Source organism: Sphingomonas sp. HMP6, from assembly GCF_013374095.1.
Lineage (GTDB): Bacteria > Pseudomonadota > Alphaproteobacteria > Sphingomonadales > Sphingomonadaceae > Sphingomonas.
In genome coordinates, this window is the sequence record NZ_AP022672.1 from 1,456,111 (window position 1) to 1,478,262 (window position 22,152).

Consider the following 22,152-nt stretch of genomic DNA (forward strand, 5'->3'; position numbering starts at 1 on the left):
GCTTTACCATTGACGATGCAGCACAGTCTTGCATTTCGGTGAGCGAAGCGGGGCTCAAGGCAGTTTTTCTGGCAGAGCAGCCAATGCTGCTGCGACTGCTTATCGCGCGGCTCGGCAATCGCGCGGATGCAGAGGACGCGCTGCAGGACATGTGGCTGAAGCTCGACCAAAATACGCCCCAATCCCCTGTACAGCCGATCGCGCAGCCGGCCGCCTATCTCTACCGAATGGCCGCAAACCTCGCCGCCGATCGTAGGATTGCAGCGGTCCGCGCTGGAGCGCGCGACACCGCGTGGCTCAATGTGCAACCCGGTGCCGAGGAGCAGCCGACCGCCGAGCGCACCTTGCTCGGGCGCGAGCGGCTGGCACGGATCGAGGCCGCACTGGCCGCAATGCCTCCACGGATGAGTGCCGCGCTGCGCCTGTACCGCGTCGAGGGTGTGCCGCAAAAGCAGATTGCGGAGAGGCTGGGCATGACGGTCAGCGGAATCGAAAAACTATTGCGACGCGCCGCCAACGAGATTCACATGCATGAGGTCGCGGACAAGGCGGAATTGGTCGATCTGCATCGTCTACCAGATGAAGGGAAATCACATCTTGGCAAGTGAGGCCGCCACTATTGTCGATCGCGCTATCGACTGGCATTTGCGCCAGGCCAGTATGGATGATGTCGACTGGCGTGCTTTCGTTGCGTGGCTGGAGGCTGATCCCGCCCATGCGGAGGCGTTCGACGCGATCACGCTCGATATGTCCTTGCTGGCCGAACACCCCGACCTCTATCCGGCTCCGGCCGCGCCGGTCGCGCGCCAGCCGCACCTTCCGCAAAGATCAATGCTGCCGTCGCGTCGCGCTTGGGCATGGGTGGGCGGCGGCGTGGTGGTCGCGGCGGCGGCCAGCCTGACTCTCATCCTTGTACCGACCGGTTTGAATAGCGGCAGCGCACCTTATGCGGTGGAAACCAAACCGGGTCAGCGACGGGATATCGCGCTGACCGATGGCACGCGGATCGAACTCAACGGCGCGACCCGGTTGCTGCTGGACCATTCCAATCCGCGTGTTGCGACGCTTGAGGCGGGCGAGGCGACCTTTCACGTCCGCCACGATCCGCGCGACCCCTTCACGGTGCATTCGGGACGCATGACGGTGCAGGATCTCGGCACCGTCTTCAATGTCGCGCGCGACGGCGCACGGCTCGACGTGCAAGTTGCCGAAGGCTCGGTGCTGTTCCAGCCGAAGCGCGACGCCGTCACGCTACACGCTGGCGGTGCGATCACCGCGCGCGAGGATTTGGGACAAATCGCGGTGACCAATATCGATGTTGCCAAGGTCGGCCTCTGGCGTGATCGCGCGGTGTCATTCTCAGGCGAACCGTTCGGGCGCGTCTCCACCGCAATCCGGCGGATCGACGGCGCCACGCTTTTTGTCCACCCCAGCTTGTCGCAGCGCCCGTTTACCGGCATGGTTCGTCTGTCTGGCAAGGCGGGGCAGGACGTGCCGCATCTCGCGGCTTTGGTTGGGGCTGAGTGGCATCACGATGGCGAGCGGTGGGTCATCTCGCCACGATAGACGATCTGCGTTTCGCCCGGTCCTGATCCGGGGGCTGTGTCCCTTTCTGATGCTCGTCGCGCTCCCGGTCGCGGCCCGCGCCGACGACCCGCGGATCGCGATCCCGCCCGAACCGCTCGACCGAGCGCTGAACGATCTGGCCCGACAAAGTGGCTTCGATATCGTCAGCACCGAATCCGACCTGGACCGAGTCCGCACCAAGGGCCTGACCGGCCGGATGGCCCCGCGCGACGCCTTGCGGCGGCTGTTAAAGGGCACGGGCTTCCGCGCCGTCGCGATCGATGCGCGCAGCTATCGGATCGAACGTCTCCCACGCACGCCGTTGGCGCCACGCATCGTTGCGCGCCGCAATCTGGAACCGACAATCGGCAGCGACATCATCGTGACCGCCAGCAAGCAAAACTCAACACTGCTGCGGTTCCCCGGCAGCGCGATCATGATCGGCGGGTTTTCGCCGGGCGCTCTCACCACGCGGCCACTCACGATCGATGACGTGGCACGCGCGACCCCGGTCCTGCAGAACACCGAATTGGGCATTGGCCGCAACAAAATCTTCATCCGCGGCATCGCCGACAGCAGCTTCAACGGGGCGACGCAATCGACTGCGAGCCTGTATTTCGACGAAGTCCCGCTGGGCTATTCAGGCCCTGAGCCAGGCCTGAATTTGTACGACATGAAGCGCGTCGAAGTCCTCGAAGGGCCGCAAGGGACGCTTTATGGGGCAGGCGCGATCGGCGGGATCATCCGACTGACCCCCAACCCGGTCGATCTGTCGCGCTTCAGCGCCTCGTTCAGCAGCGGTGTTACAGCAACGCAAGGCGGTGCAGCCGGGTTCGATGCGGCAGGTGTCGCAAATGTCCCAGTCCTGCGCGACCGGGTCGGCCTGCGCGTGATCGGTTATCGTAACCGCGACGGGGGCTTCATCGGCGACCGATTGCGCAAGCTCTCGAACGTCAACCGCACCGATACGTTCGGTGGCCGAGCAACGCTGGCGATTGATCCGGGCGATGGCTGGAGCATCGAAGCGGGCGCGGTACAGCAACGTATCGTTGCCACCGATGCCCAATATGCCGAACGCACGGTAGGCGCGCTCGATCGTCGGGCGCGCCTCGCGCAGCCCTATAGCAGCGACATCACCCTGCTTCGCGGGATCGTGCGCAAACGTTGGGACAGTGGGCTCGAGCTCCTGTCGGCGGGTGGATATGTGGATCTGCAAACCGCAGATGTGTTCGACGCGACACGGGCAATCGGCAGCATCGGGCCGAGCCTCTATACAAATGCGCAATCGGCGGCACTCTTTGTCCAGGAAACCCGGCTATCGCGCGCCATGCCGGGAAAAGTCGGTTGGCTGCTAGGCGTGTCGCTCCTTCATAACCGCGACATTCAGGCACGCACTCTGGGGCCTCCCAACGAACCTCTTGACGTTATCGGGGTGACCAATGTGACCGACAGCGTGTCGGCCTTTGGGGAAGCAACGTGGCCAGCGAGCAATCGCTTGTCGATCACGCTCGGCGCACGCGCGACCGCAGCGCGCACCGATGGCGAGCCTTCGACGCGCCCGCGCAACGACAGTTTTATCCGCGGGCGCGCCACACGCCGTATCGACCCGACCCTCGCTGTCTCGTGGCTGGTCGCAAAGCGCACTGCAGTTTTCGCACGCTTTCAGACTGGATATCGCACCGGCGGGCTGGCGGTCGCAACCGGGGTTGGCCGGGTGCTCGACTTTCGCTCGGACTCGATAATCGTGGGGGAATTAGGGCTGCGCAAGCAACGCTGTGGCGAGACCGGTCTCGAACTGAGCGCCGCAATATCCTATGCGCGGTGGCGGGATATTCAGGCCGATCTCTACAATCGGCGCGGTCAGCCCTATACTGCAAACGTCGGCAACGCCGAAATTGCCGGGTTTGAGGCCACCGGCGATTGGGCGCCGGTCCGAGGGCTGCATGCTAGTTTCGCGCTGTTTTACAGCTATAACGTTGTTGACGGTCCGATCGCGCAGTCATCCGTCCGGGAAAACCGTCGCTTGCCCGAGACGCCGGCCTTTTCCGGAAATGCGGGCCTGGCCTATAGCTGGACGCATGATAGCGAATCCCGGTTTAGCATTAGCCTGTTCGGCCGCTATGTCGGCCGTTCGGTCTTAGGCACGGGGGATTTTCTCGACGTCAGCCAAGGCAAATATGCAGTCATCGACGCGCAGTTGGGTTGGCGTTGGCAGGGGCTTGATGTCAGTTTGAGCGGTGACAATCTTGCCAATGCGAGCGCGAACCGCTTCGCGCTGGGCAATCCTACAATCCTGGCCACACGACAACAAACGACTCCACTGCCACCACGAAATGTCCGGCTCGGATTCACGATAGGCTTTTAGCGTCACCGGCTACCGAATTTGGACGGCGATCTCGGGGCACCGCGGTGGCTCGACGACGTAACTGATCTCCTGCGCTCGACTCAGACCGCTCGTCATGACGACCGTGTCGGCACCTCGACGTTACAATTTCCCAATCTCGCAATTGACACGGTTTCGCAACGAAACTGTCACGGGCGGCTCATAGCGCAGGTGGCACCGGGACAGACGCCGCCAAAGGGAAATCATCATGTTGAACCTCACCACGGCGCGCATGCGCCGGGGCAGCAGTGCGCTCGCGCTTGTTGCTGCGCTGACCGCCAGTGCCGCCCACGCCGCGACCGCGCCTGCCGCGCCATCCGCTCCCGCGCCAATTACCGCAGATCAGACGCAACAGGACGCCATCGCCGAAGGCTCCGACATTGTCGTGACCGCGACCAAGGCCAACGAGCTCGCGCCCGTCACGGCCTCGCTCAAGACGACGCAACCGCAAGCGATCGTGTCGCGCTCGTTCATCGAGGATTCGCTGCCGGCGACCGCCGATTTCAACCAGATCGCGCTGATCACGCCGAGCGTGTCCAACTATGGCGGCAATAATGGCATCGGCCTGTCCGAATCCAAGGCGCAGATCCGCGGCTTCCAGGACGGCGAATATAACATCACCTATGACGGCGTGCCGTTCGGCGACACCAACGACCCGACCCACCATTCGACGACCTTCTTCCCATCGAACACGATCGAGACGCTGGTCGTCGATCGCGGCCCCGGCAATGCCAGCCAATTGGGTCAGGCGACGTTCGGCGGCACCTTCAACCTGTTCAGCCGCGCGACGCGGGACACGTTCGGCGGTTCGCTCGAAGCGACCTACGGCAGCTTCAACACCTATCTTGGCCGCGCGATCGTGCAGACCGGCAAGATCGACAAACTCGGTGGCGCCAGCGCGGTGTTCACCGGCCAATATGTCCATAGCGATGGCCGTTCGAGCTTTTCGAAATATGAGAATTACAATTTGTTCGGGAAGGTTATCGTTCCGATCGGCCCCGACGTGACGCTGACGCTGCTCGGCACCTATAACAAAAACCATTTCAACCAGGCCGATAACGACGGATCGACGCTCGCGCAGCAGGCCTTGTTCGGCAAATATTACGCGCTGAACAACGATCCCAAGACGTCGCAATATTACGGCTATAACCGCACGGTAAAGACGACCGATTTCGAGCTCATCAAGCTGGAGGCCAATCTCGCCCCCGGCATCGTGCTAGAAAACCGCGCGTTCACCTATTATTACGACAACGAGACGCTGTCCGCGAACGATGTGACAACGCTTCCCGGCGCGATCTACAACACCGTTGCCGCTGATGGAAAAACGAAGATCATCGGCAATATCCCGGGCTACACCAAGACCAACAAATACCGTGTATTCGGCGACATCATCAAGCTGCGCGCCGACCTGACCAGCTTCGCGACGCTGACCGTCGGCGCATGGCTCGAATTCAGCAACACGTATCGCCAGCAGCGCGACGTCGATCTGACGACCGGCGCCTTCAACTATGTCGAGAAGGCTGTGACGGCACCGGCGACCGGGCTGAATCCAGGCCAGGTCACACCGCTCTACATCAAGTTCGATCAGAATTCGCAGGGCAACCATACCGAGGAATTCGCCGAGCTCGAGCTGCGCCCGATCGCGGGGCTGAAGATTACGCCTGGCTTCAAGCATGTCGATTTCGGCCGGAAGATCGATGCGGCGTACAATCAGACGACACGCTATGCGCAGCGGAATTCCAACGATTACACCGCCGATCTGCCGTTCGTGACGATCAATTATCAGCCGACCTCGAACCTGTCGGTCTACGGCCAATATGCCAAGGGCTTCCTCGCCCCGCCGCTCAGCCAGCTCTATGTCGCAAACACCAATTTCTCGAACGTCGAGCCGCAGAAATCGACCAATTATCAAGTCGGCGCGGTCTATCACGGCAGCCATTTGTCGATCGATGCGGACGTCTACGTCATCAATTTCACCAACAAATTCTTCAGCTATACCGATACCTCGGGTCAGGGGTTGGGGACGATTTTTACCAATATCGGCGGCGCGCTGTATAAGGGTGTCGAGGGTCAAGTAACCTATGCGTTCAGCAATGGCCTCGCGGTCTTCGCCAACGCCTCGCGCAACTATGCCAAGACGGTGGTCTACACCAACCCGGTCACCAATCTGATCGTACCGCGCACTACGATCGCCAAGGCACCGCTGTCGACCGCCGCGGGCGGCGTCTTGTTCAAGCACGGCCCCTACCGTTTCTCGGTCACCGACAAATGGACCGGCGCGCAATATGCCGATCTGGCGAACGTCACGCGGATCAGCCCGTACAATACGGTCAATCTGGCCGCGAGCTACGACATCGGGCCATTCCGTGTCGGGCTTGACGTGACCGACTTGCTCGATTCGCAGAAGATCAACCAGATCTCGGGCACGCCGCTCAACGCCAACACGTCGCAAATCTATTACCAGCCGGGCCGTGCGATCACCGGCCAGGTGACGTACAAATTCTGATGCAGCGGGGATTGATCGCCGCAGCGTTGCTCTGCCTCGCTGCGGCCCCTGCGCCGAAGACCCAATCGCTGCTCACCGCGCGGGATCTCGATCCAGCGCTCGTGTTGCCCCCGCCGCCCGCCGCCGACAGCGTCCAGGCAGCCGCCGAATTGGTCGAGTTGCGCGCGTTTGAAAACCGCACGGCGGCGACCGAGGCCGATGCGCGGCTGGACGGCGATACCAAGAATGCCTCGATCTTCGCGGTCGTGCTCGGCCCCAAATTCGATCTCGCGCATTTACCCGCAACCGCCGCGCTGATGGCGCTGGTGCGGGCGAGCGAGAAGGAGACGATCGATCGCGGCAAGGATCATTTCCGCCGCGCGCGGCCCTATGTGTCGGATCCGACGCTCAAGGCGTGCAAACGCAACGAGGATCCGCTGTCGAGCTATCCCAGTGGCCACACGTCGATGGCCTTCTCGATGGGCGAGACGCTGGCGCGGCTGGTCCCGGAAAAGGCCGAAGCGCTGCTCGCGCGTGCGGCGCGCTACGCCCAGAGCCGGATCGTGTGCGAACAGCATTTCCGCAGCGACGTGAGCGCCGGGCAAATGCTCGGTCTGCTGATCGCCGAACGGTTGATGGCGAAGCCGGCGTTCCGCACCGCGTTCGGCAAGGCGCGCCGAGAACTCGTCGCGGCCGGCATCGCGCAGCGCTAGGCCCGCCGCCGCGTCAGCACCGCGATCATCGCGGGGAGGAACAGCAGCACCAACGGCACCGCCGCGCTGAGCCCGAAGATGATCGCGGTCGCCAGCGGCTTTTGCAGCCCGGCCCCGCGACTGACCCCCAGCGCAAGCGGCGCAAGCGTCAAGATTGCGATCAGCGCCGACATCAGGATCGGGCGCAGCCGCTTCTCCCCCGCTTCGCGCAATTCGGCGAGATCGATCGCCCCGTCGCGCGGCAATTCGGCGAGGAAGAAGATGACGAGCTCGCTCACCATCCCAATCACCATCGTCAGCCCCATCAGCGCGGAGATGTCGAGCTCGATCCCGGTAAGCCACAACCCGCACAGCACCGCCGCCGCCGAGAGCAACACCGTCGTGATCGCTGCCAGCGTCCAGGTCAGCCGTTCGAAAAGAAAGGTCAGCAGCAGCGCGGTCAGCAGCAGCGCCGCGACGAACACGATCGTCAAATCGGCAAAACTCTGCTGCTGCTGCGCGTAGAGCCCGCCATAGGAGACACGGATCGCGGCGGGCAGGTGCAGCGCGGCCACTGCGCGGCGCACATCCCGCATCCCCGAGCCCAGATCGCGCCCCTCGAGCCGCGCCGTCACGCCGATGAAGGGTGCGAGATCTTCGCGCGTAATTTGTTCCTGCCCGGCGGCGACCGTTACGCTGGCGACCTGCCCGACGCGCACGACATGCCCGTCGGGCGCGACCAAAGGTAGCTGCGCCAAATCGCTTGCGCGGCTTCGCAGCGCAAGCGGCGCGCGGACCCGCGCGGTGACGAGTTGCTCGCCGATCCGCAAATTGGTCGCGGTCGCGCCGCCGATCAGCGCATCGAGCTGGCTCGACACCGCTGCCGGATCGAGCCCGTGCTGGAGCGCAGCCGCCGGATCGACCTTCACCACCAACGCATCGCCCGCGACGCGCAATCCATCGACCACTTCGACGATGCCCGAAACCTTGCCGATTGCCACGCCGACGCGCTTGGCGGCATCCTTCAGCGCGGCAGGATCGTCGCCGAACAGCTTGACCTCGACCGGTTGCGGCACCGCGGTCAAATCGCCGATCAGATCTTCCATCAACTGTGCGGTCTCGATTTCGAGGCCAGGGACCCTCGCCTGCACCTGCTGGCGGATACCGGCCATCACCGCTTCGATCGGGCGGCGCGACCCGCCTTTCAGGCGGATGAAATAATCACCTTCATCGGCCTCGGTCAGGCCCCCGCCCAATTGCACGCCAGTCCGCCGCGAATAGCTCGCGACCTCGGGCGTGGCGGTGATGATCTGCTCGACCTGGCGCAGCAGCCGGTCGGTGTCCGACAGCGCAGCACCCGATTGCGCTTTATAGTCGAGGATGAACCCGCCTTCATCCATCGCGGGCATGAAACCCGACGGCACATGGCTCCACGCCGCAACGCCGAGCAAGGCCATGCCTATCCCGAGCAGGCCGACGAACAATCCCGGTCGCGCGAGTGCGCGTTCGGCGGCGCGGGCATTGATCCGGTCGAGCCGCTGGAGCGAAGCCCCCGCGCGGTCCGCCGCCGCAATGTCCGCTGCACGGACCCAGCGCGCGGCGACCAGCGGCAGGAGATAGCGGGCGAAGAGCAACGACAGTCCGAGCGCCGCGACCATCGTCAGCGCCAGCGCCTTGAAGAACCCGCCGGTCAGGCCGCTGACGAAGGCGAGCGGCGTGAACACGACGATCGTAGCGGCGGTCGATCCGAACAAGGGACGCGCCATCTCGGCGGCGGCGTCGGAGACCTTGGCTGCCCCCTCCTGCAAGCGCCGCATGATATGTTCGAGCATGACCACGGCATCGTCGACCACCAGCCCGACCGCCGCCGCCATCCCGCCCAGCGTCATCATGTTGAAGCTCATGCCGAACGCGAACAGCAACAGGCATGTCCCCGCGAGCACGGCGGGCAGCATCAGCCCGGTAATCAGCATCAGCCGCGCCGAGCGCAGGAACACGAACAACACAACGCCCGCCAGCACCGCGCCGAGCAGGATCGCATCGCGCACCGCACCGGCGGCGGCGGAGACGAGTTCGGACTGATCGTAAAAGGGCGTGACCATGACGCTGGGCGGCAACCCCAAGGCTTTCAGCCGCGCATCGACCTCCTGCACGATCCGCACGCTATCGCCGTTTGGCGATTGGCGGATATTGACGAGCACCGCATCGCGCCCGCCCGACGAGACTTTGGTGAAACCTGGCGTAACCGACGGGTGAATCTCGGCGATCTGCCCCAGCGTCACGAGCCCGGCGCTCGCGGCGCCACCGGCCTTTACCGGAGTCGCGGCGATATCGGCGATCCCTCTCAGGCGATTTTCCGCCAGGACAAGGTAGAGCCGGTGGCGGTCCTCCAGCCGCCCCACGCCGGTGACGCTGTTTGCCTTGCCCAATGCGGCAGCAATCGCATCCAGCGAAAGTCCGAGCGCTTGCGCCTTGGCTGGGTCGACATCGACGGCAAGCTCGCGCGGCGCACCGCCGAGGATGTCGATGCCCGCCACACCCTCCACCGCGCCGAGTGCCGGGCGGACTTGCAACTCGGCGATCTGGCGCAGCGCATTCTGGTCCAGCGAGGGTGAGGTGAGCGCGATCCCCAAGACCGGAAAGATCGTCGGATCGGAGCGGCGCACTTCGAAGCGGGTGGCCGCAGGCAAATCGGGCAGCGCGGATGCCAATGCACCCTGCGTCGCGAGCATCGCGGTGACCATATCCTGCTTCCACGGAAAATCGAGCGCAACCTCGGCGGTGCCGCGGCTAGTCGTTGAGCGGATCCGGGTGACGCCGGGAACGCTCCGCAGCGCGGTCTCGATCGGGCGCGTGATCTCCGCCGCCATTTGCGTCGCGTCGCGCTCGCCTGCATCGATCGAGACGACGACGCGCGGAAAATCGATATGCGGGAACAGGCTGACCGGGAGATGCGTCGCCGCAAACACCCCGCCGAGCACGACCAGCACCGCCGCCAGCCACAAGGCGCGCGCGTGCCGCTCGATCGCCGAGATCACTTGGTCCGCACCTTCATGCCATCTTCGACCGCGGTTCCCCCAGCGACGACCACCGCCTCCCCCGCCCGCACCGCACCCGACACTGCGACCCGGTCGCCGCGCGCCGCTCCGACGGTGATGTCACGGCGATGCGCAACCCCGCCGGCCACGACATAGACGTAGGACTGTCCGCCGTCGTCGAGCAAAGCGGCGTAGGGAATGGTCAGCTGCGCGCTGCCCGCTCTGCGCGGGGTTCCGTCGGTGGTTGCGCTAAGCGTCTGGCCAGAGCCGATTCCTGTGGCGGCGGGAAGGCGCGCGAACACCGATGCGAGCCGAGTCTGCGCGTCGGCGGCCGGATTGACCGTCTCGACGGGCACATCGAATGCCGCTGCGCCGCCGCTGGCGGTGATGTGCAGCACCGTGCCCGGACGCAAGCTGCGGGCGAGCGCGGGATCGACCCCGAAGCGGGCGCGCAGATCGGACGCGCGTGTGATCGACGCGATCGACGCGCCTGGCTGGACGAGGTCGCCCGGTGCCGCCGTCACCGTCTCCACGATTCCGGCGGCGGGCGCGCGGAGCGTCAGGCCGCCGGTGCGCGCGGCCATCGCCGCGCGCGTAGCGTTGGCGCTGGTCGCGGCCGCGCGCCCTGCTTCCACTTCGGCATTGCTGCCCAGACCATCGGTCTTCAGCCGCTCCGCGCGCGCCAGTGCGGCGTTGGCAGCCTGCGCGTCGCTCGACGCCTTGACGAGATCGACACGCGTTGTCGGCGAGGCGGCGAGCTGCGCGATCACAGCGCCGGCGGCAACGCGCGATCCGACCGGGGCGACGATCGCGACGACGGTCGCCTCCGCCGGCGCCGACACCGTCAATTTGCCACTGGGCCCCGCCTCGGCCGCGCCGTAGAGCGTCACCTGCTCGGCCAGCGTACCCGGTTCCGCCCGACCGAGCGTGACGAGTGCGACCGGCGCGGTCGCAGCCTCTTCCTCTTCGACGGCACCCGAACAGGCACCGAGCAGAAACGCCATCAGCAGAACCGTGGACTTCCGGGTCACGTCCAGGCCTCCCTCAGCGTGCCGGTGAGCAATTCCAGCGCAATCATCTGTTCGGCAATGTCCTGCTCGCTTTGCAGGAGCAGCACCTGCTTGTCGCGGTCGGCCTGTTCGGCAATCTCAGCGGTCGCCATCGACAGATCACCGCGCGTCGCCGCGCGCCGCGTCGCCTCGGCATAACGGTGGGCGGCGGGCACATCGCGCAGCACCGCGTCGCGTTGCCGCCGGGCGATCGTGATCCCGGCTACGGCTGCGGCGATCTGCGCGCGCGTTTGAAACAGCCGTGCGTCATACTCGGTCTTGAGCGCGGCGCGCGTCGCGCGCTCGATCGCGATCCCGCCGCGATTGCGGTTCCACAGCGGCAGCGTCAAATCGACCGAGGGCCCGACGATGACATTGCCCGCCGTGTCACGGTTCGAAGCAATGCTGAGACCAAGCGTCGGGAATTGATCGAGCACCGCCTTGCGCACTGCGGCTTCCTGCGCGGCATAGCCTGCCTCAAGCGCGCGCAGATCGGTCCGATTGGTGCGAGCGGTGTCGAACAGCTTTGTCGGGTCGAGCGGCCGGTCGCGGTCGCCCACGGGAGCGAGGCGCAAGATCGCGGTCGGCGGCAAACCCAGCAGCCGGGTCAGTTCGAACCGAGCAGTCGCGAGGTCTTTCTCGCTGGTGCGCGCCTTGACCTCGGCATCGGCGGCGGCGAGCCGAGCGGTCTGCACTTGGTCCGCCGCGATATCGCCGCGCCCCCCCGCGCGCGTGATGCGGTCGAGCAGCGACCGCGCGGTGTCGCGCGACGCGGCAGCAAGCGTGACGCTGCGTTCCAGCGCGACGATCCGCACCGCTTGCAGCCGCGCTTGGCCCGCCGTTTGCCACTCGCTCCACGCCAGATCGAGCCGCACTTGCTGCGCCGCGGCGCGCGCCTGGGCAAGGCGGACGCCGCGCGTGCGCAGCGTGTTGAGATCGAAGCCAAGCGCGCTCGTCAAATCGAGCAACGGATCGGGACCGGCCAGCACCTGGCTCACACCGATGCTCAGCGTCGGATCGGGCAGCAGCCGGGCGGCGAACACCTGCGCGTCGGCGATCCCGGCGCGCGCCCGCGCCGCACGCAGATCGGGATTGGCGAGCACCGCCAGCGTCGCCACGGCAGTGCCGTCGAGCGGCTGCGCCAGATCGATGTCGACCGGTGCCAGATCGGCGTGCGCGGCGGGCGCCGTCGCGAGCGGATCGGGGGTGTAGGCGGCACATCCGCCCAGCAGCAGCAAAGGGAGGAACAGCCGCTTCATCGCGCCGCCCTCGGCAGCGTCAGCGTGACGCACAGGCCGGGATCATTGTCGGCCACCGCAACCGTGCCGCCGTGCGCCGCCGCAACCGCCACCACCAGGCTAAGGCCGAGCCCATTACCGGGCGTCGTCCGGCTCGCCTCGCCGCGCGCAAAGCGCTGCAGGATGCGCGCGTGATCGGCAACCGGCACACCCGGCCCATCATCGCATACCGACAGTCGCGCCATCGTATCGTCGGCAATCATCTTAACCTCGATCCGCGTCGTCGGCGGGGTGTGCAGCCGCGCATTGTCGAGCAGATTCACGAGCGCCTGCGCGATCAGTTCACGGTCGCCCAGCACTGTGATGTCGGGCGCAACTGACCAGATCAGGCACCGCCCGCCATCGTCAAAGGCCGGCGCGAAGCTCTCAGCGATCTCGGTCGCGAGAAAGCTGAGGTCGACTGGCACGAACGTCCGCGCGAGCCCCCCGCCCTCCACTTCGGCAATCCGCAGCAAGGCGGCGAACAAAGCGAGCACCGCATCGCCCTGCTCGATTGCGCGCGCTGCGGCACCTTCGACCGTGCCGACGTGTTCTAGCTGATTGCGCAGGCGGAGCAGCGGCGTGCGCAGATCGTGCGCGACGTCGCTCGACACCTGGCGCAGATTGTCCATCAACTGCCCGATCCGGTCGAGCATCGTGTTGAGCGCGGCCCCGGCGGCGTCGAATTCGTCGGCGCGCCCGCCGACCGGCACACGCTGCGCCATGTCCCCGGCCATGATCGCGCGCGCGACCCCGCTGATCCCGTCGAGCCGCCGTTGCAGATAGCCCCCCAACACCAACGCACCCACCACGCCGAACGCGATCACAAGGACGAACGCGCCGCCGAACAGGAGGACGATCGTGCGATCGATACCCTCCATGATTTCGGTATCGCGCGCCACGACCAGGCGATATCCACCACGCAGATCGCGCGTTTCGGCACGCGCGCTGTCCAGGCCCTCGATCGGATCGCGGAAGACGATTGTGCCAAGCCCGTGCGCCGGCCGGGCCGTATCGAGCGCCCCCGCGATGCGGCGGCCCGAGCGATCGAACAAGGCGTATCCAAAGGCTTTGATCGAACTTCCGGCCTCGCGGGTGGCGATCGCACTGGCGATATCGGGGAGTCCCCCATCGTCATATTCTTGTGCGAGGTTCGCCGCTTCCTGCCGGACCAGCCCGTCCTGCTGACGTCGAAAATCCGCGTCGGCGACCAAATACATCGTGAAGCCGAGCAACACGACCGCCAGCGCGAAGGCGGCAGAGTAAGCGAAAGCGATACGGTAGGCGGCGCTGGACCGAACCTTAAGCATCGATGCGCATCCGATAGCCCGATCCACGGATCGTCTCGATCGGATCGTCGGCAAAACCCTCGCGAAGCTTGGTGCGCAAGCGGCTGAGATGGCTTTCGACGATGTTGGTCTGCGGATCGAAGTGAAACCCCCAGACCAGATCGAGGAACATCGTGCGCGTTACGATCCGGCCGGCGTGACGCATCAATTGTTCGAGCAGCGCAAATTCACGCGGCTGTAAAAGAACCGGGCGTCCGGCGCGCGTCACGTCCCGCCGCAACAAATCGAGCACGACATCGCCGACCTCAAAGCGTGTCGCGGGGTCTGCCCCCGACGAGCGACGCGCAAGTGCGTTCAGCCGCGCGGCCAGTTCGACCAAAGCGAACGGCTTGACCAGGTAATCGTCCGCCCCGGCATCCAGTCCATCGACCCGATCGGAAATGCCACCAAGCGCGGTAAGCACCAACACCGGCACCCGGTTGGACCGCGCACGCAACTGACGCAGCACTTCGAGCCCCTCGAGACCAGGAAGCATTCGGTCGAGGATGACGGCGTCGAAACTACCCTCCGTCGCCGCCTTCAACGCCCCATCGCCGGTCGTGGCGTGTGTCACTTCATGCCCCAGCGCACGCAACCCGTCAGCGACGAAGCCCGCCGTTTCGAGATCATCTTCGGCGAGCAGCACATCCATCGCTTCATCATAGCGCGCGCTGCGATCCGATCCCCACTGGTTTTCCCAATGTTTGTTAACGAGGCACGTCACCGCGGCGATTTATGAAAGATCCCAACCTTGCCGACGGATCGCGATTTCGGCTCGCCCCTCGCCGTGGCGTCAGGCACGTTCGCGACGCCGGTCCCCGGCACGAAAAAGGGTCTATGATGCCGCCTTTCGCCAAGCGCCTGCTGCTCATCTTTGCCGCGGGGAACGCGGTCGCTGCCGCCCCCGCGCCGCGTTACGCGATCGAGCACGCCATCGCCGGTCCGGATGGCGGATGGGACTATGTGGAGGTCGATCCAGAAACGCACCGGGTCTATGTCGCGCATGGCGATGTCGTGACCGAAATCGATCCGCTTCATGGGGACGCGGTGCGCTCGTTCGGCGCAATCATGAAGGCCCATGCGGTGGTCCCGATCCCCGGCGGCACGACCCTGCTGGTGACGAGCGGACGCGATGATAGCGTGCGCCTGTTCGACCTGCGCAACGGAAGCGAGCGCGCGAAGATCGCCGTGGGCAGCGACCCCGATGCCGCCTTTTACGATGCTGCCAGACAGCGCGCGGTAGTGATGAATGCCAAGGCCGGCACCGTCTCGCTGATCGATGTCGCGACCGCAAAAGTCACCGGCACGATCGTGTTGAAGCCGGGGCTGGAGTTCGGTGTGCTCGGCGCGAACGATACGCTCTACGTCAACAACGAGGATGAGAATGAAATCGAAACCGCGAACCTCGCGACCGGAAAAGCCGGTCGCGCGATCGCGCTGCCGGGCTGCACCGGTCCAACCGGGCTCGGTTTCGATGCAAAGACCGGCTATCTCCTAAGCGCCTGCGCCAATGCCAAGGCCGCTTTGGTGGACACAAAGACGGGTAAGCTGGTGAAGCTGATTCCCATCGGTCTGGGTCCCGATGCGGTCATCATGGACACGGCGCGAAGGATTGCCTTCATTCCGTGCGGCAAGGACGGCGTGCTATCGGTCATCACGTTGGGCGCGGGCGAAGGTGCCCCTGTTGCGAGGACAATCAAGACCGAAATTGGGGCACGCACCGGCGCGCTCGATCCGTCCAGCGGGACGCTTTATCTGCCGACCGCGCGCTTCGCCGCACCCGCCATCGCGGGCGGACGACCGGTGCCGGTTACGGGCTCATTCCATATCGTGGTGATCAAGCGCGGGTGAAAAGCATCGACGCAGCATTGGGTATCGTATTACGCAATCGACCGCTACCATCTTCCGGACAGCGCGTTGGCACAATTTGATGCGGTTTATCGGGGACCCGATGAGCCACTGCATCGCCAGAGCAACATTGGCGGATAATCCCAATGTGCTTGGCTGGGGCGGCAGGGTTCGAACCTGCGAATGGCGGCATCAAAAGCCGCTGCCTTACCACTTGGCGACGCCCCAACATCCCGGCGAGGCCGGGAGCGCGGGCTTTAGGGTGCTCGCGCGCGGTTGAAAAGGGGGAATGGCGCTTTTCCGCAACTTCCCCCAGGCCGGGCGTCAGATTACCCGGTCGAGCCAGCCATGCGGATCGCTCGCATGGCCGCGCTGGATGTCGATCAGCGCTTGCCGCAAGCGCCCGGTGGTCTGACCGGGGCCGCCGCTGCCGATCTGGAACTGGCCGTCTTTCAGCTTCATCGTGCCGATAGGCGTGACGACCGCCGCGGTCCCGCAGGCGAACGCTTCGATCAGCCGACCGCTTTGCGCATCGGCGCGGCACTGGTCGATCGCATAGGGCTCCTCGCGCACCGTCAGCCCCATGTCCCGCGCAAGCGTGAGAAGCGAATCGCGGGTGATACCGGGCAAGATCGTGCCCGTCAGCGGCGGGGTGGCGATGCTGCCGTCGTCGAACACGAAGAAGATGTTCATGCCGCCCAGTTCCTCGATCCAGCGGCGTTCGACCGCGTCGAGGAACAGCACTTGATCGCAGCCCTGCCGCGTTGCCTCGGCCTGCGCGATCAGGCTGGAGGCATAATTGCCGCCGCATTTGGCCGCTCCGGTGCCGCCGGGCGCGGCGCGGGTGTAATCCTGCGACACCCACAGCGTGACAGCGGGCGCATCGCCCTTGAAATAGGCCCCGACCGAGGAAGCGATAACCGCGTAGAGATATTCGGTCGACGGCTTGACGCCGAGGAACACTTCGCTCGCGATCATGAAGGGGCGCAGATACAGCGCGCCGCCGTCGATATCGGGGATCCAATCCGCCTCCTGCCGCACGATCGCGCGGACCGATTCGACGAACAGGTCCTCGGGCAAAGGCACCATCGCCATGCGCTCCGCGGAGCGGCGGAAGCGCGCCGCGTTTGCTTCCGGACGGAACAGCGCCGCACCGCCATCGGGCAGGCGATAGGCCTTTAGCCCCTCGAAAATCTCCTGCGCGTAATGCAGTACCGCCGACGCGCTATCCAGCTGGAACGGCGCGCGCGCGACGATCTTCGCGTCGTGCCAGCCCTGCGCCTCGTTATAGCGGATCGTCGCCATATGATCGGTGAAGACACGCCCAAAACCCGGGTTGGCAAGCAAGGCCGCGCGCTCGTTCACCGCAAGCGGCGACGCGCTCGGCTCCACCGCGAAGGTGGGCGTGCCGTCGGCGGCAATCTCTGGTTCGGCGGCGCGGTGTAGATTCTGCAGCATGTGCGACATTCTGTTACAAATTTTGGGGTTGAAGGGGTGTACGGGAGGCGTCAAACGCGGTCAACAATGGCCACTGCAATCGCTTCCGCTTCACCGCTCTTCCTCCGCGAAACCGAGATCCGGCGCGGCATGGAATTGATGTATTTCGCGCAAAGCACCCTCGCGCGGTCGACCGAAGCACGTCTGGCGGAAATGGGCCTGGGCCGCGCGCATCACCGCGCGATGTATTTCATTGCCCGCCATCCCGATCTGACGGTCAGCGCGCTGCTCGGGCTGCTCGGCATCACCAAGCAATCGCTGGGCCGCGTGCTCAACGAGTTGGTCGATCGCGATCTGGTCGAGACGCGGATCGGCGAGCGCGACCGGCGGCAGCGCTTGCTGCGGCTGTCCGATGCGGGCGTAGAGCTGGAATATGAACTGTTCGAAACCGTGCGACAGCATTGGGCGGCGGCTTATGCGCGCGCCGGTCAAACTGCGGTGAGCGGCTTCTGGTCGGTGCTGGAGGGCATGATCGGCGACGCCGATCTCGCCCGGCTCTCGGGGCTTCGCGACTAGGGTGGATTGCGAAAGCGCAACGCTCCCTAACCCGTTCGGGCTGAGCTTGTCGAAGCCCTGCGCGCAAAGGCTGGTGCCGAACATGTGGCACCCTGCCCCTCGACAAGCTCAGGGCGAACGGAAGAGGGTGCGTTCGATCGAGCACACGATTTTCTAGCCGCGCGCGGCGGCTGCCATCTCGGCATTGCGCCGGGTGGCGGCAGCGATGGTTTCGGTGAGCAGCGTGTTGAACGCATCCCCGGCATCGAGCACATCAAGGCCCTTACGCGTCGATCCGCCGGGGCTGGCCACCCGCTCGGCCAGTTCGCCCGGGCCGACATCCGCCGCCGCTGCAAGCAACCCTGCCCCCTCGACCGTGGCGAGTGCGAGGCGCTGCGCCTGATTCGCGGGTAACCCTTGCGCGACGCCAGCGGCGGCGAGCGCATCGATGAAACGGTAGAGAAAGGCAGGGCCGCTGCCGGCGAGCGCGGTGACCGCATCGAACTGCGCGGGCGCAACCCATTCGACCAAGCCAAGCGGCACCATCAGCGTTGCGATGGCATCGCGGGCGGCGGGATCGGTGCTCGAACTATCCAGCGCGACCACGCCCTTGCCGATGCCGACGGGCAGGTTGGGCATTGCGCGGATTACCGCACCAGCGTGAAAGCGATGCGCGAGCGCGGGTTCCTCGACACCGGCGAGGATCGACACCAGCATCGAAACATCGGCCAGGCGCTCGGCAAAGCGATCGGCGACCTCGTCCAACTGCTGCGGCTTCATCGCCAGGATGACGGCATCCGGGAGCGGCCCGTCGGGCAGATCGCGCGCCTGACGCACTCCTATCGGCAAGGCACGGTCGCTGCGATTGACGACATCGACCGCATCGCCCGACAGCGTCCCGCTCGCGATCCACTGGCGCAGCATCGCGCCGCCCATGTTGCCGCAGCCAATCATCCAGACGCGCTCGATGCGCGTCGGCGCGGCGGTCACGCTTCGCCCTGCGTCTCGGTCATCGCGGCGGCGAGCGCTTCCTTGGGAGTCTTTCCGCCCCACAGCACAAACTGGAAGACCGGGTAAAAGCGCTCGCACTCGTCGATCGCGCTTTCGACCAGCAATTCGGCAGCGCCGAGCGACATCGTGCCACCGCCAGAATCGGTGGGGCCCTCGATCATCGCGGCGTGACGGTAGAGCAGGATCCCGCTCGACGACCACAATTCGAAATGGCCGACCCACAATTGCTCGTTGATCAGCCCGATCGCTTCGTAGATCGCGACGCGCCGGTCGTCGGCTACGCGGATGTCGGGAAAGGCGAGGAACTGGATGACGCTGTCCTCCTCACGCCACAACGCGCGGAGCTCATATTGCGTCCAACTACCCTTGACCTTGGCGATGACCTCGTCGTCCTGACGCTCATGCTCCCAGCCATGTGCCGCGAAATAACTCTCGAGCATGTCGATGGGTGCGGCGTCGTCGCGATCATAATCGGCTTCGTCGAGCATCACGAATTGCCTCCACGCACCGTCTCGCACGCAATGGTGGCGCGAAGACGGCATGGGAACAAGGCCGCGGTGGGCAAACCTGTAGAAAAAGCTGTGGACAAGACCAAGCTCAGCCTTCGGCCTTCGGCTTCTTGGCGGCCTTCGCCTCCAACGCATCGAGCCGTGCGCGCAAAGCGTCGGCGTCATCGCGCGCAGCAGCCGCCATTGCCTTGACCGCGTCGAATTCTTCACGGCTGACGAAATCGAGCCCGCCGATCCATTCCTTGGCACGCGCGCGTGTGCCTGCCTCGGCCTCACGTCCGACCCCGGCGAGCGTCCCCGCCGCACCGTTAAGGAACTTCACCAGATCGTCGAAAATCTTGTTGTCGGCTTGCATGCTAAAAAATCCAGTCGCTTCAGAGCTTGATGATTTGGGAAGAGGAAGAGGACGGCGCAAGGGTTTCCGCGCCGGGGTTCAGGACCATGATCTGGTAATTGAGATAGCCGGCAAAGAGCAACCAGGCGAGATACGGTACCAACATCAGCGCCGCGACAGTCCGGATCCGTGCAAACACCAGCGCCATCACCCCCGTCAGCACGAACATCGCGCCGACGATGCCGAGCGCCAAGGTCACTTCATGCATGCCGAAGAAAATCGGCGACCACGTGAGGTTCACCACCAATTGCACCACGAACAGCGTGATCGCGAGGCCACGCAGCCGCGATCCGCGCGCGTGGATGATCATCGCCAGCGACAGGCCGAGCAGGATGTAGATCCCGGTCCACGCCACCGGAAACGCCCAGTCGGGCGGCGTGACCGCAGGCTTTATGATCGCGGCGTACCACAGGTTTTCGGCGCCCGACGGCGCAAGCCGTGCCGCGCCGAAGCCGAGCAGCACGACGGCCGGCACCGTGACCATGGCCCAGCGGAGGAACGACAGCTGCAATTGCTGCTTCGATGCTACTTCTCTCAAGCGTTATGCCCCCGGTTCGAATCCACAAATGCGGCACTGCACTATATGGCAAGACGCCGCGCCGTGGTCGGTTATTTTCAAGCGGCCAGCGGGACATTGTCCCGCGTTGCGGCGATGAGAAATTCGATATTCCCCTCGGGGCCGGTGATCGGACTTTCAACCAGCGTGTCGATGCGCCACCCCTGCGCCACGATCCAGGCCGAGACCTCTTCGCAGACGCGCGCGTGGATTGCGGGATCGCGCACCACGCCGCCCTTGCCGACTTCGCTGCGGCCCGCCTCGAATTGCGGCTTGATCAGCGCAAGCAGGCGCGCGGCGGGCTTGGCGAAAGTGATCGGGCGTTCGAGCACCTTGGTGAGGCCGATGAAGCTCGCGTCGCACACGATGAGGTCAACCGGCTCGAGGATATGCGCATCGGTCAGGATACGTGCGCTGGTTTGTTCGAGCACGACGACTCGGTCATCCTGCCGCAGTTTCCACGCAAGCTGATTGGTGCCGCTGTCGACCGCATAGACACGCCCCGCACCGCGCTGAAGCAGCACGTCGGTGAACCCGCCGGTCGAGGAGCCGACATCGATCGCGACCAGACCAGTCACGTCCCAGCCCGTAGCGTCGAGACCGTGCGCCAGCTTGATTCCGCCGCGCGACACCCATGGATGATCGCGCCCGCGCACGTCGAGCACGACATCGTCGGCGATCGCTTGCCCCGGCTTATCGATCTTGCGCGTGCCCGCGAACACCAGCCCGGCCATGATCAGCGCCTGCGCACGCGTGCGGCTTTCAACGAGACCGCGGTCGACGAGGAGTTGGTCAACGCGAATCTTGGCCATGCGCAGCTTCCAACGCGAAGCGGGCGCGGAGTGCAAGCCCCATGTGCTCCCGCGCAGGGATGAGCCCAGAGTGAAGAAAGCGGGCCCTGCGGCCTTGGGCTCCTGCTGTCGCAGCAGCACTGCCCCTGAGTCGCAGCACCCTGGCAGCGCCCGATCCGGCCCCATTTGCGACCAGTGGAACCGGCCGTTTCGGATCGTCGCACGCCGCATTCCGCTTGCCGCAAGGGCATTGCCTATCGATTAGGTAGGAATAAATTTGGAGGCGGGAGGCGTGACCGCGCGGCGTCCCCCTAGAGCACGGGCGGTCACGTCTCTCCACCCTATTTCGCGCCCCTTGGTAAGGATTTTTGGGGAGCCTTTCTGCCGGGCTGAGCGTCGGGAGCGTCCACGTATGTCCTACATCGCAACGGCATGGCAGCCCGGCCGGGCCACCCGCGAGAATACGATGTACGCCTAACTTTAGCTAAACTTCCGCAGGGCGGCTCAGTCGAAGAACAGATAGGCCGGGTCGAAGTCCGCAAACGCACGCAGACCATCCCAATCGAGAATTTCGACCTCGCCGTGCCGAAACGCGACAAGGCCCTGTTCGCGGAGCTGCCGCAGCATGCGGTTGGCATGGACCGCGGTCAGGCCGGTCGCATCCGACAGATCGACCTGTGTCAGCGGAAGCGCGAAGGTGCGATCCGGTGCCATGCCGATCCGCTCGAGCCGAACATACATTTCGCAAAAGAGATGCGCGAGCCGGACCACCGCGCTGCGCGCGCCGACCGAGACGATCCATTCACGATTGATCGCGGCGTCGATCAGCGTCGACCGCCATAGCAGTTCGGTGAGCGTCGCCGACTGCTCGGTCAGCGCACGGATCGCGACGTGCGGAAAGAACGCCACCTTCACGTCCGTCAGCGCCGCGACCGAATGTTCGAGCCGTTTGAGCGGATAGGAGTGCAAATCGACGAAATCGCCGGGAACATGGATCGCCAGAATCTGCCGCCGCCCCTCGGGCGTGTCGCGATAGCGCTCGACAAAGCCTTCGAGCAGCAAGGTGCATTGCGTCAACGGAACCTGCTGCCGGACCATGATCTGCCGCGCGGCGAATGTCGCGGTGCGGCCAACGGCAGATTCAAGCGCAGTCACTTCCGCCGCCTCCAAAACGGGGGTGCGGTGGGTCTTCAGGAAAAGGCTGGTATACATCATTACTCCCCGCTCGGAACA

19 protein-coding genes and 1 tRNA gene are annotated in these 22,152 nt (G+C 65.0%); 7 read left to right on the forward strand and 13 right to left on the reverse strand.

Features of this window, described 5'->3' with window-relative positions; translation table 11 throughout:
- Positions 1 to 83: 83 nt before the first annotated feature.
- The 5 genes from HMP06_RS07265 to HMP06_RS17900 all read left to right on the forward strand — a co-directional run bounded on the left by HMP06_RS07265 (position 84) and on the right by HMP06_RS17900 (position 7,147).
- Positions 84 to 608: an RNA polymerase sigma factor gene (locus tag HMP06_RS07265; protein WP_176496496.1), complete on the forward strand. Its 525-nt coding sequence runs from the start codon at positions 84 to 86 to the stop codon at positions 606 to 608.
- Positions 598 to 1,566, forward strand: coding sequence for a FecR family protein (locus tag HMP06_RS07270; RefSeq protein ID WP_176496497.1), 969 nt, complete (start codon positions 598 to 600; stop codon positions 1,564 to 1,566). Before HMP06_RS07265 ends, HMP06_RS07270 begins: the two co-directional genes overlap by 11 nt.
- Positions 1,567 to 1,615: 49 nt before the next feature.
- Positions 1,616 to 3,931, forward strand: a complete 2,316-nt coding sequence (locus HMP06_RS07275) for a TonB-dependent receptor domain-containing protein (RefSeq protein WP_232089901.1) — start codon at positions 1,616 to 1,618, stop codon at positions 3,929 to 3,931.
- Positions 3,932 to 4,157: 226 nt separating this feature from the next.
- Complete coding sequence (locus HMP06_RS07280) at positions 4,158 to 6,455, forward strand: TonB-dependent receptor (protein ID WP_176496499.1); 2,298 nt, start codon at positions 4,158 to 4,160, stop codon at positions 6,453 to 6,455.
- Positions 6,455 to 7,147 (forward strand): phosphatase PAP2 family protein, encoded by a 693-nt coding sequence (locus HMP06_RS17900; protein ID WP_232089902.1) that lies wholly within the window; start codon positions 6,455 to 6,457, stop codon positions 7,145 to 7,147. Before HMP06_RS07280 ends, HMP06_RS17900 begins: the two co-directional genes overlap by 1 nt.
- On the opposite strand, the gene HMP06_RS07290 is transcribed toward HMP06_RS17900, so the two are convergent.
- From HMP06_RS07290 to HMP06_RS07310, 5 genes are read right to left on the reverse strand one after another with little or no spacing between them, the layout of a single operon-like run.
- The gene (locus HMP06_RS07290; protein ID WP_176496500.1) at positions 7,144 to 10,164 is read right to left on the reverse strand and encodes an efflux RND transporter permease subunit; all 3,021 of its coding nucleotides are present in this window, start codon (positions 10,162 to 10,164) and stop codon (positions 7,144 to 7,146) included. The two genes, HMP06_RS17900 and HMP06_RS07290, sit on opposite strands and share 4 nt — an antisense overlap.
- Positions 10,161 to 11,195 carry an efflux RND transporter periplasmic adaptor subunit gene (locus HMP06_RS07295; RefSeq protein ID WP_232089903.1) on the reverse strand — a complete coding sequence of 345 codons (1,035 nt, stop codon included), beginning with the start codon at positions 11,193 to 11,195 and terminating at the stop codon, positions 10,161 to 10,163. The genes HMP06_RS07290 and HMP06_RS07295 overlap by 4 nt, the downstream gene beginning before the upstream one ends.
- Positions 11,192 to 12,505, reverse strand: coding sequence for a TolC family protein (locus HMP06_RS07300; protein WP_232089904.1), 1,314 nt, complete (start codon positions 12,503 to 12,505; stop codon positions 11,192 to 11,194). Before HMP06_RS07300 ends, HMP06_RS07295 begins: the two co-directional genes overlap by 4 nt.
- Entirely contained in the window at positions 12,469 to 13,800 is a 1,332-nt protein-coding gene (locus HMP06_RS07305) for a HAMP domain-containing sensor histidine kinase (RefSeq protein WP_176496501.1), read from the reverse strand. The genes HMP06_RS07300 and HMP06_RS07305 overlap by 37 nt, the downstream gene beginning before the upstream one ends.
- On the reverse strand, positions 13,793 to 14,470 hold the full coding sequence (locus HMP06_RS07310) for a response regulator transcription factor (protein WP_176498411.1): 678 nt from the start codon (positions 14,468 to 14,470) through the stop codon (positions 13,793 to 13,795). Before HMP06_RS07310 ends, HMP06_RS07305 begins: the two co-directional genes overlap by 8 nt.
- Positions 14,471 to 14,655: 185 nt before the next feature.
- Here HMP06_RS07310 and HMP06_RS07315 point away from each other — a divergent pair, with 185 nt between their 5' ends.
- A complete protein-coding gene (locus tag HMP06_RS07315) occupies positions 14,656 to 15,669 on the forward strand; it encodes a YncE family protein (protein ID WP_232089905.1) in 1,014 nt (337 codons plus the stop codon).
- 150 nt (positions 15,670 to 15,819) lie between these two features.
- Here the strand turns inward: HMP06_RS07315 and HMP06_RS07320 are convergent.
- Positions 15,820 to 15,894, reverse strand: a tRNA-Gln gene (locus HMP06_RS07320).
- A 96-nt stretch (positions 15,895 to 15,990) separates the two neighbouring features.
- On the reverse strand, positions 15,991 to 17,124 hold the full coding sequence (locus tag HMP06_RS07325) for a branched-chain amino acid aminotransferase (protein ID WP_176496502.1): 1,134 nt from the start codon (positions 17,122 to 17,124) through the stop codon (positions 15,991 to 15,993).
- A gap of 66 nt (positions 17,125 to 17,190) precedes the next feature.
- Between HMP06_RS07325 and HMP06_RS07330 the strand changes: the two genes are divergently transcribed.
- Entirely contained in the window at positions 17,191 to 17,679 is a 489-nt protein-coding gene (locus HMP06_RS07330) for a MarR family winged helix-turn-helix transcriptional regulator (RefSeq protein WP_176496503.1), read from the forward strand.
- Positions 17,680 to 17,832: 153 nt separating this feature from the next.
- Here the strand turns inward: HMP06_RS07330 and proC are convergent, their stop codons facing one another.
- From proC to HMP06_RS07360, 6 genes are all read right to left on the reverse strand, one after another.
- On the reverse strand, positions 17,833 to 18,612 hold the full coding sequence (proC, locus tag HMP06_RS07335) for a pyrroline-5-carboxylate reductase (RefSeq protein WP_176498413.1): 780 nt from the start codon (positions 18,610 to 18,612) through the stop codon (positions 17,833 to 17,835).
- Positions 18,613 to 18,644: 32 nt separating this feature from the next.
- On the reverse strand, positions 18,645 to 19,157 hold the full coding sequence (locus tag HMP06_RS07340) for a YbjN domain-containing protein (RefSeq protein WP_176498414.1): 513 nt from the start codon (positions 19,155 to 19,157) through the stop codon (positions 18,645 to 18,647).
- A 109-nt stretch (positions 19,158 to 19,266) separates the two neighbouring features.
- A complete protein-coding gene (locus HMP06_RS07345) occupies positions 19,267 to 19,533 on the reverse strand; it encodes an accessory factor UbiK family protein (RefSeq protein ID WP_176496504.1) in 267 nt (88 codons plus the stop codon).
- Between the two features lie 19 nt (positions 19,534 to 19,552).
- Positions 19,553 to 20,110: a TspO/MBR family protein gene (locus HMP06_RS07350; RefSeq protein WP_176496505.1), complete on the reverse strand. Its 558-nt coding sequence runs from the start codon at positions 20,108 to 20,110 to the stop codon at positions 19,553 to 19,555.
- Between the two features lie 77 nt (positions 20,111 to 20,187).
- Positions 20,188 to 20,940 carry a TlyA family RNA methyltransferase gene (locus tag HMP06_RS07355; RefSeq protein ID WP_176496506.1) on the reverse strand — a complete coding sequence of 251 codons (753 nt, stop codon included), beginning with the start codon at positions 20,938 to 20,940 and terminating at the stop codon, positions 20,188 to 20,190.
- A 483-nt stretch (positions 20,941 to 21,423) separates the two neighbouring features.
- Positions 21,424 to 22,134 carry a Crp/Fnr family transcriptional regulator gene (locus tag HMP06_RS07360; protein WP_232089906.1) on the reverse strand — a complete coding sequence of 237 codons (711 nt, stop codon included), beginning with the start codon at positions 22,132 to 22,134 and terminating at the stop codon, positions 21,424 to 21,426.
- Positions 22,135 to 22,152 lie beyond the last annotated feature (18 nt).

Excerpts from the sequence above, each read along its gene's own strand:
- HMP06_RS07265 (WP_176496496.1), top strand. The coding sequence starts at position 84 with ATGCTGCTGCGACTGCTTATCGCGCGGCTCGGCAATCGCGCGGATGCA.
- HMP06_RS07275 (WP_232089901.1), top strand. The coding sequence starts at position 1,616 with ATGCTCGTCGCGCTCCCGGTCGCGGCCCGCGCCGACGACCCGCGGATC.
- HMP06_RS07280 (WP_176496499.1), top strand. The coding sequence starts at position 4,158 with ATGTTGAACCTCACCACGGCGCGCATGCGCCGGGGCAGCAGTGCGCTC.
- HMP06_RS17900 (WP_232089902.1), top strand. The coding sequence starts at position 6,455 with ATGCAGCGGGGATTGATCGCCGCAGCGTTGCTCTGCCTCGCTGCGGCC.
- HMP06_RS07305 (WP_176496501.1), bottom strand. The coding sequence starts at position 13,800 with ATGCTTAAGGTTCGGTCCAGCGCCGCCTACCGTATCGCTTTCGCTTAC.
- HMP06_RS07310 (WP_176498411.1), bottom strand. The coding sequence starts at position 14,470 with ATGGATGTGCTGCTCGCCGAAGATGATCTCGAAACGGCGGGCTTCGTC.
- HMP06_RS07315 (WP_232089905.1), top strand. The coding sequence starts at position 14,656 with ATGATGCCGCCTTTCGCCAAGCGCCTGCTGCTCATCTTTGCCGCGGGG.
- HMP06_RS07325 (WP_176496502.1), bottom strand. The coding sequence starts at position 17,124 with ATGCTGCAGAATCTACACCGCGCCGCCGAACCAGAGATTGCCGCCGAC.
- HMP06_RS07330 (WP_176496503.1), top strand. The coding sequence starts at position 17,191 with ATGGCCACTGCAATCGCTTCCGCTTCACCGCTCTTCCTCCGCGAAACC.
- proC (WP_176498413.1), bottom strand. The coding sequence starts at position 18,612 with ATGATTGGCTGCGGCAACATGGGCGGCGCGATGCTGCGCCAGTGGATC.
- HMP06_RS07340 (WP_176498414.1), bottom strand. The coding sequence starts at position 19,157 with ATGCTCGACGAAGCCGATTATGATCGCGACGACGCCGCACCCATCGAC.
- HMP06_RS07345 (WP_176496504.1), bottom strand. The coding sequence starts at position 19,533 with ATGCAAGCCGACAACAAGATTTTCGACGATCTGGTGAAGTTCCTTAAC.
- HMP06_RS07355 (WP_176496506.1), bottom strand. The coding sequence starts at position 20,940 with ATGGCCAAGATTCGCGTTGACCAACTCCTCGTCGACCGCGGTCTCGTT.
- HMP06_RS07360 (WP_232089906.1), bottom strand. The coding sequence starts at position 22,134 with ATGATGTATACCAGCCTTTTCCTGAAGACCCACCGCACCCCCGTTTTG.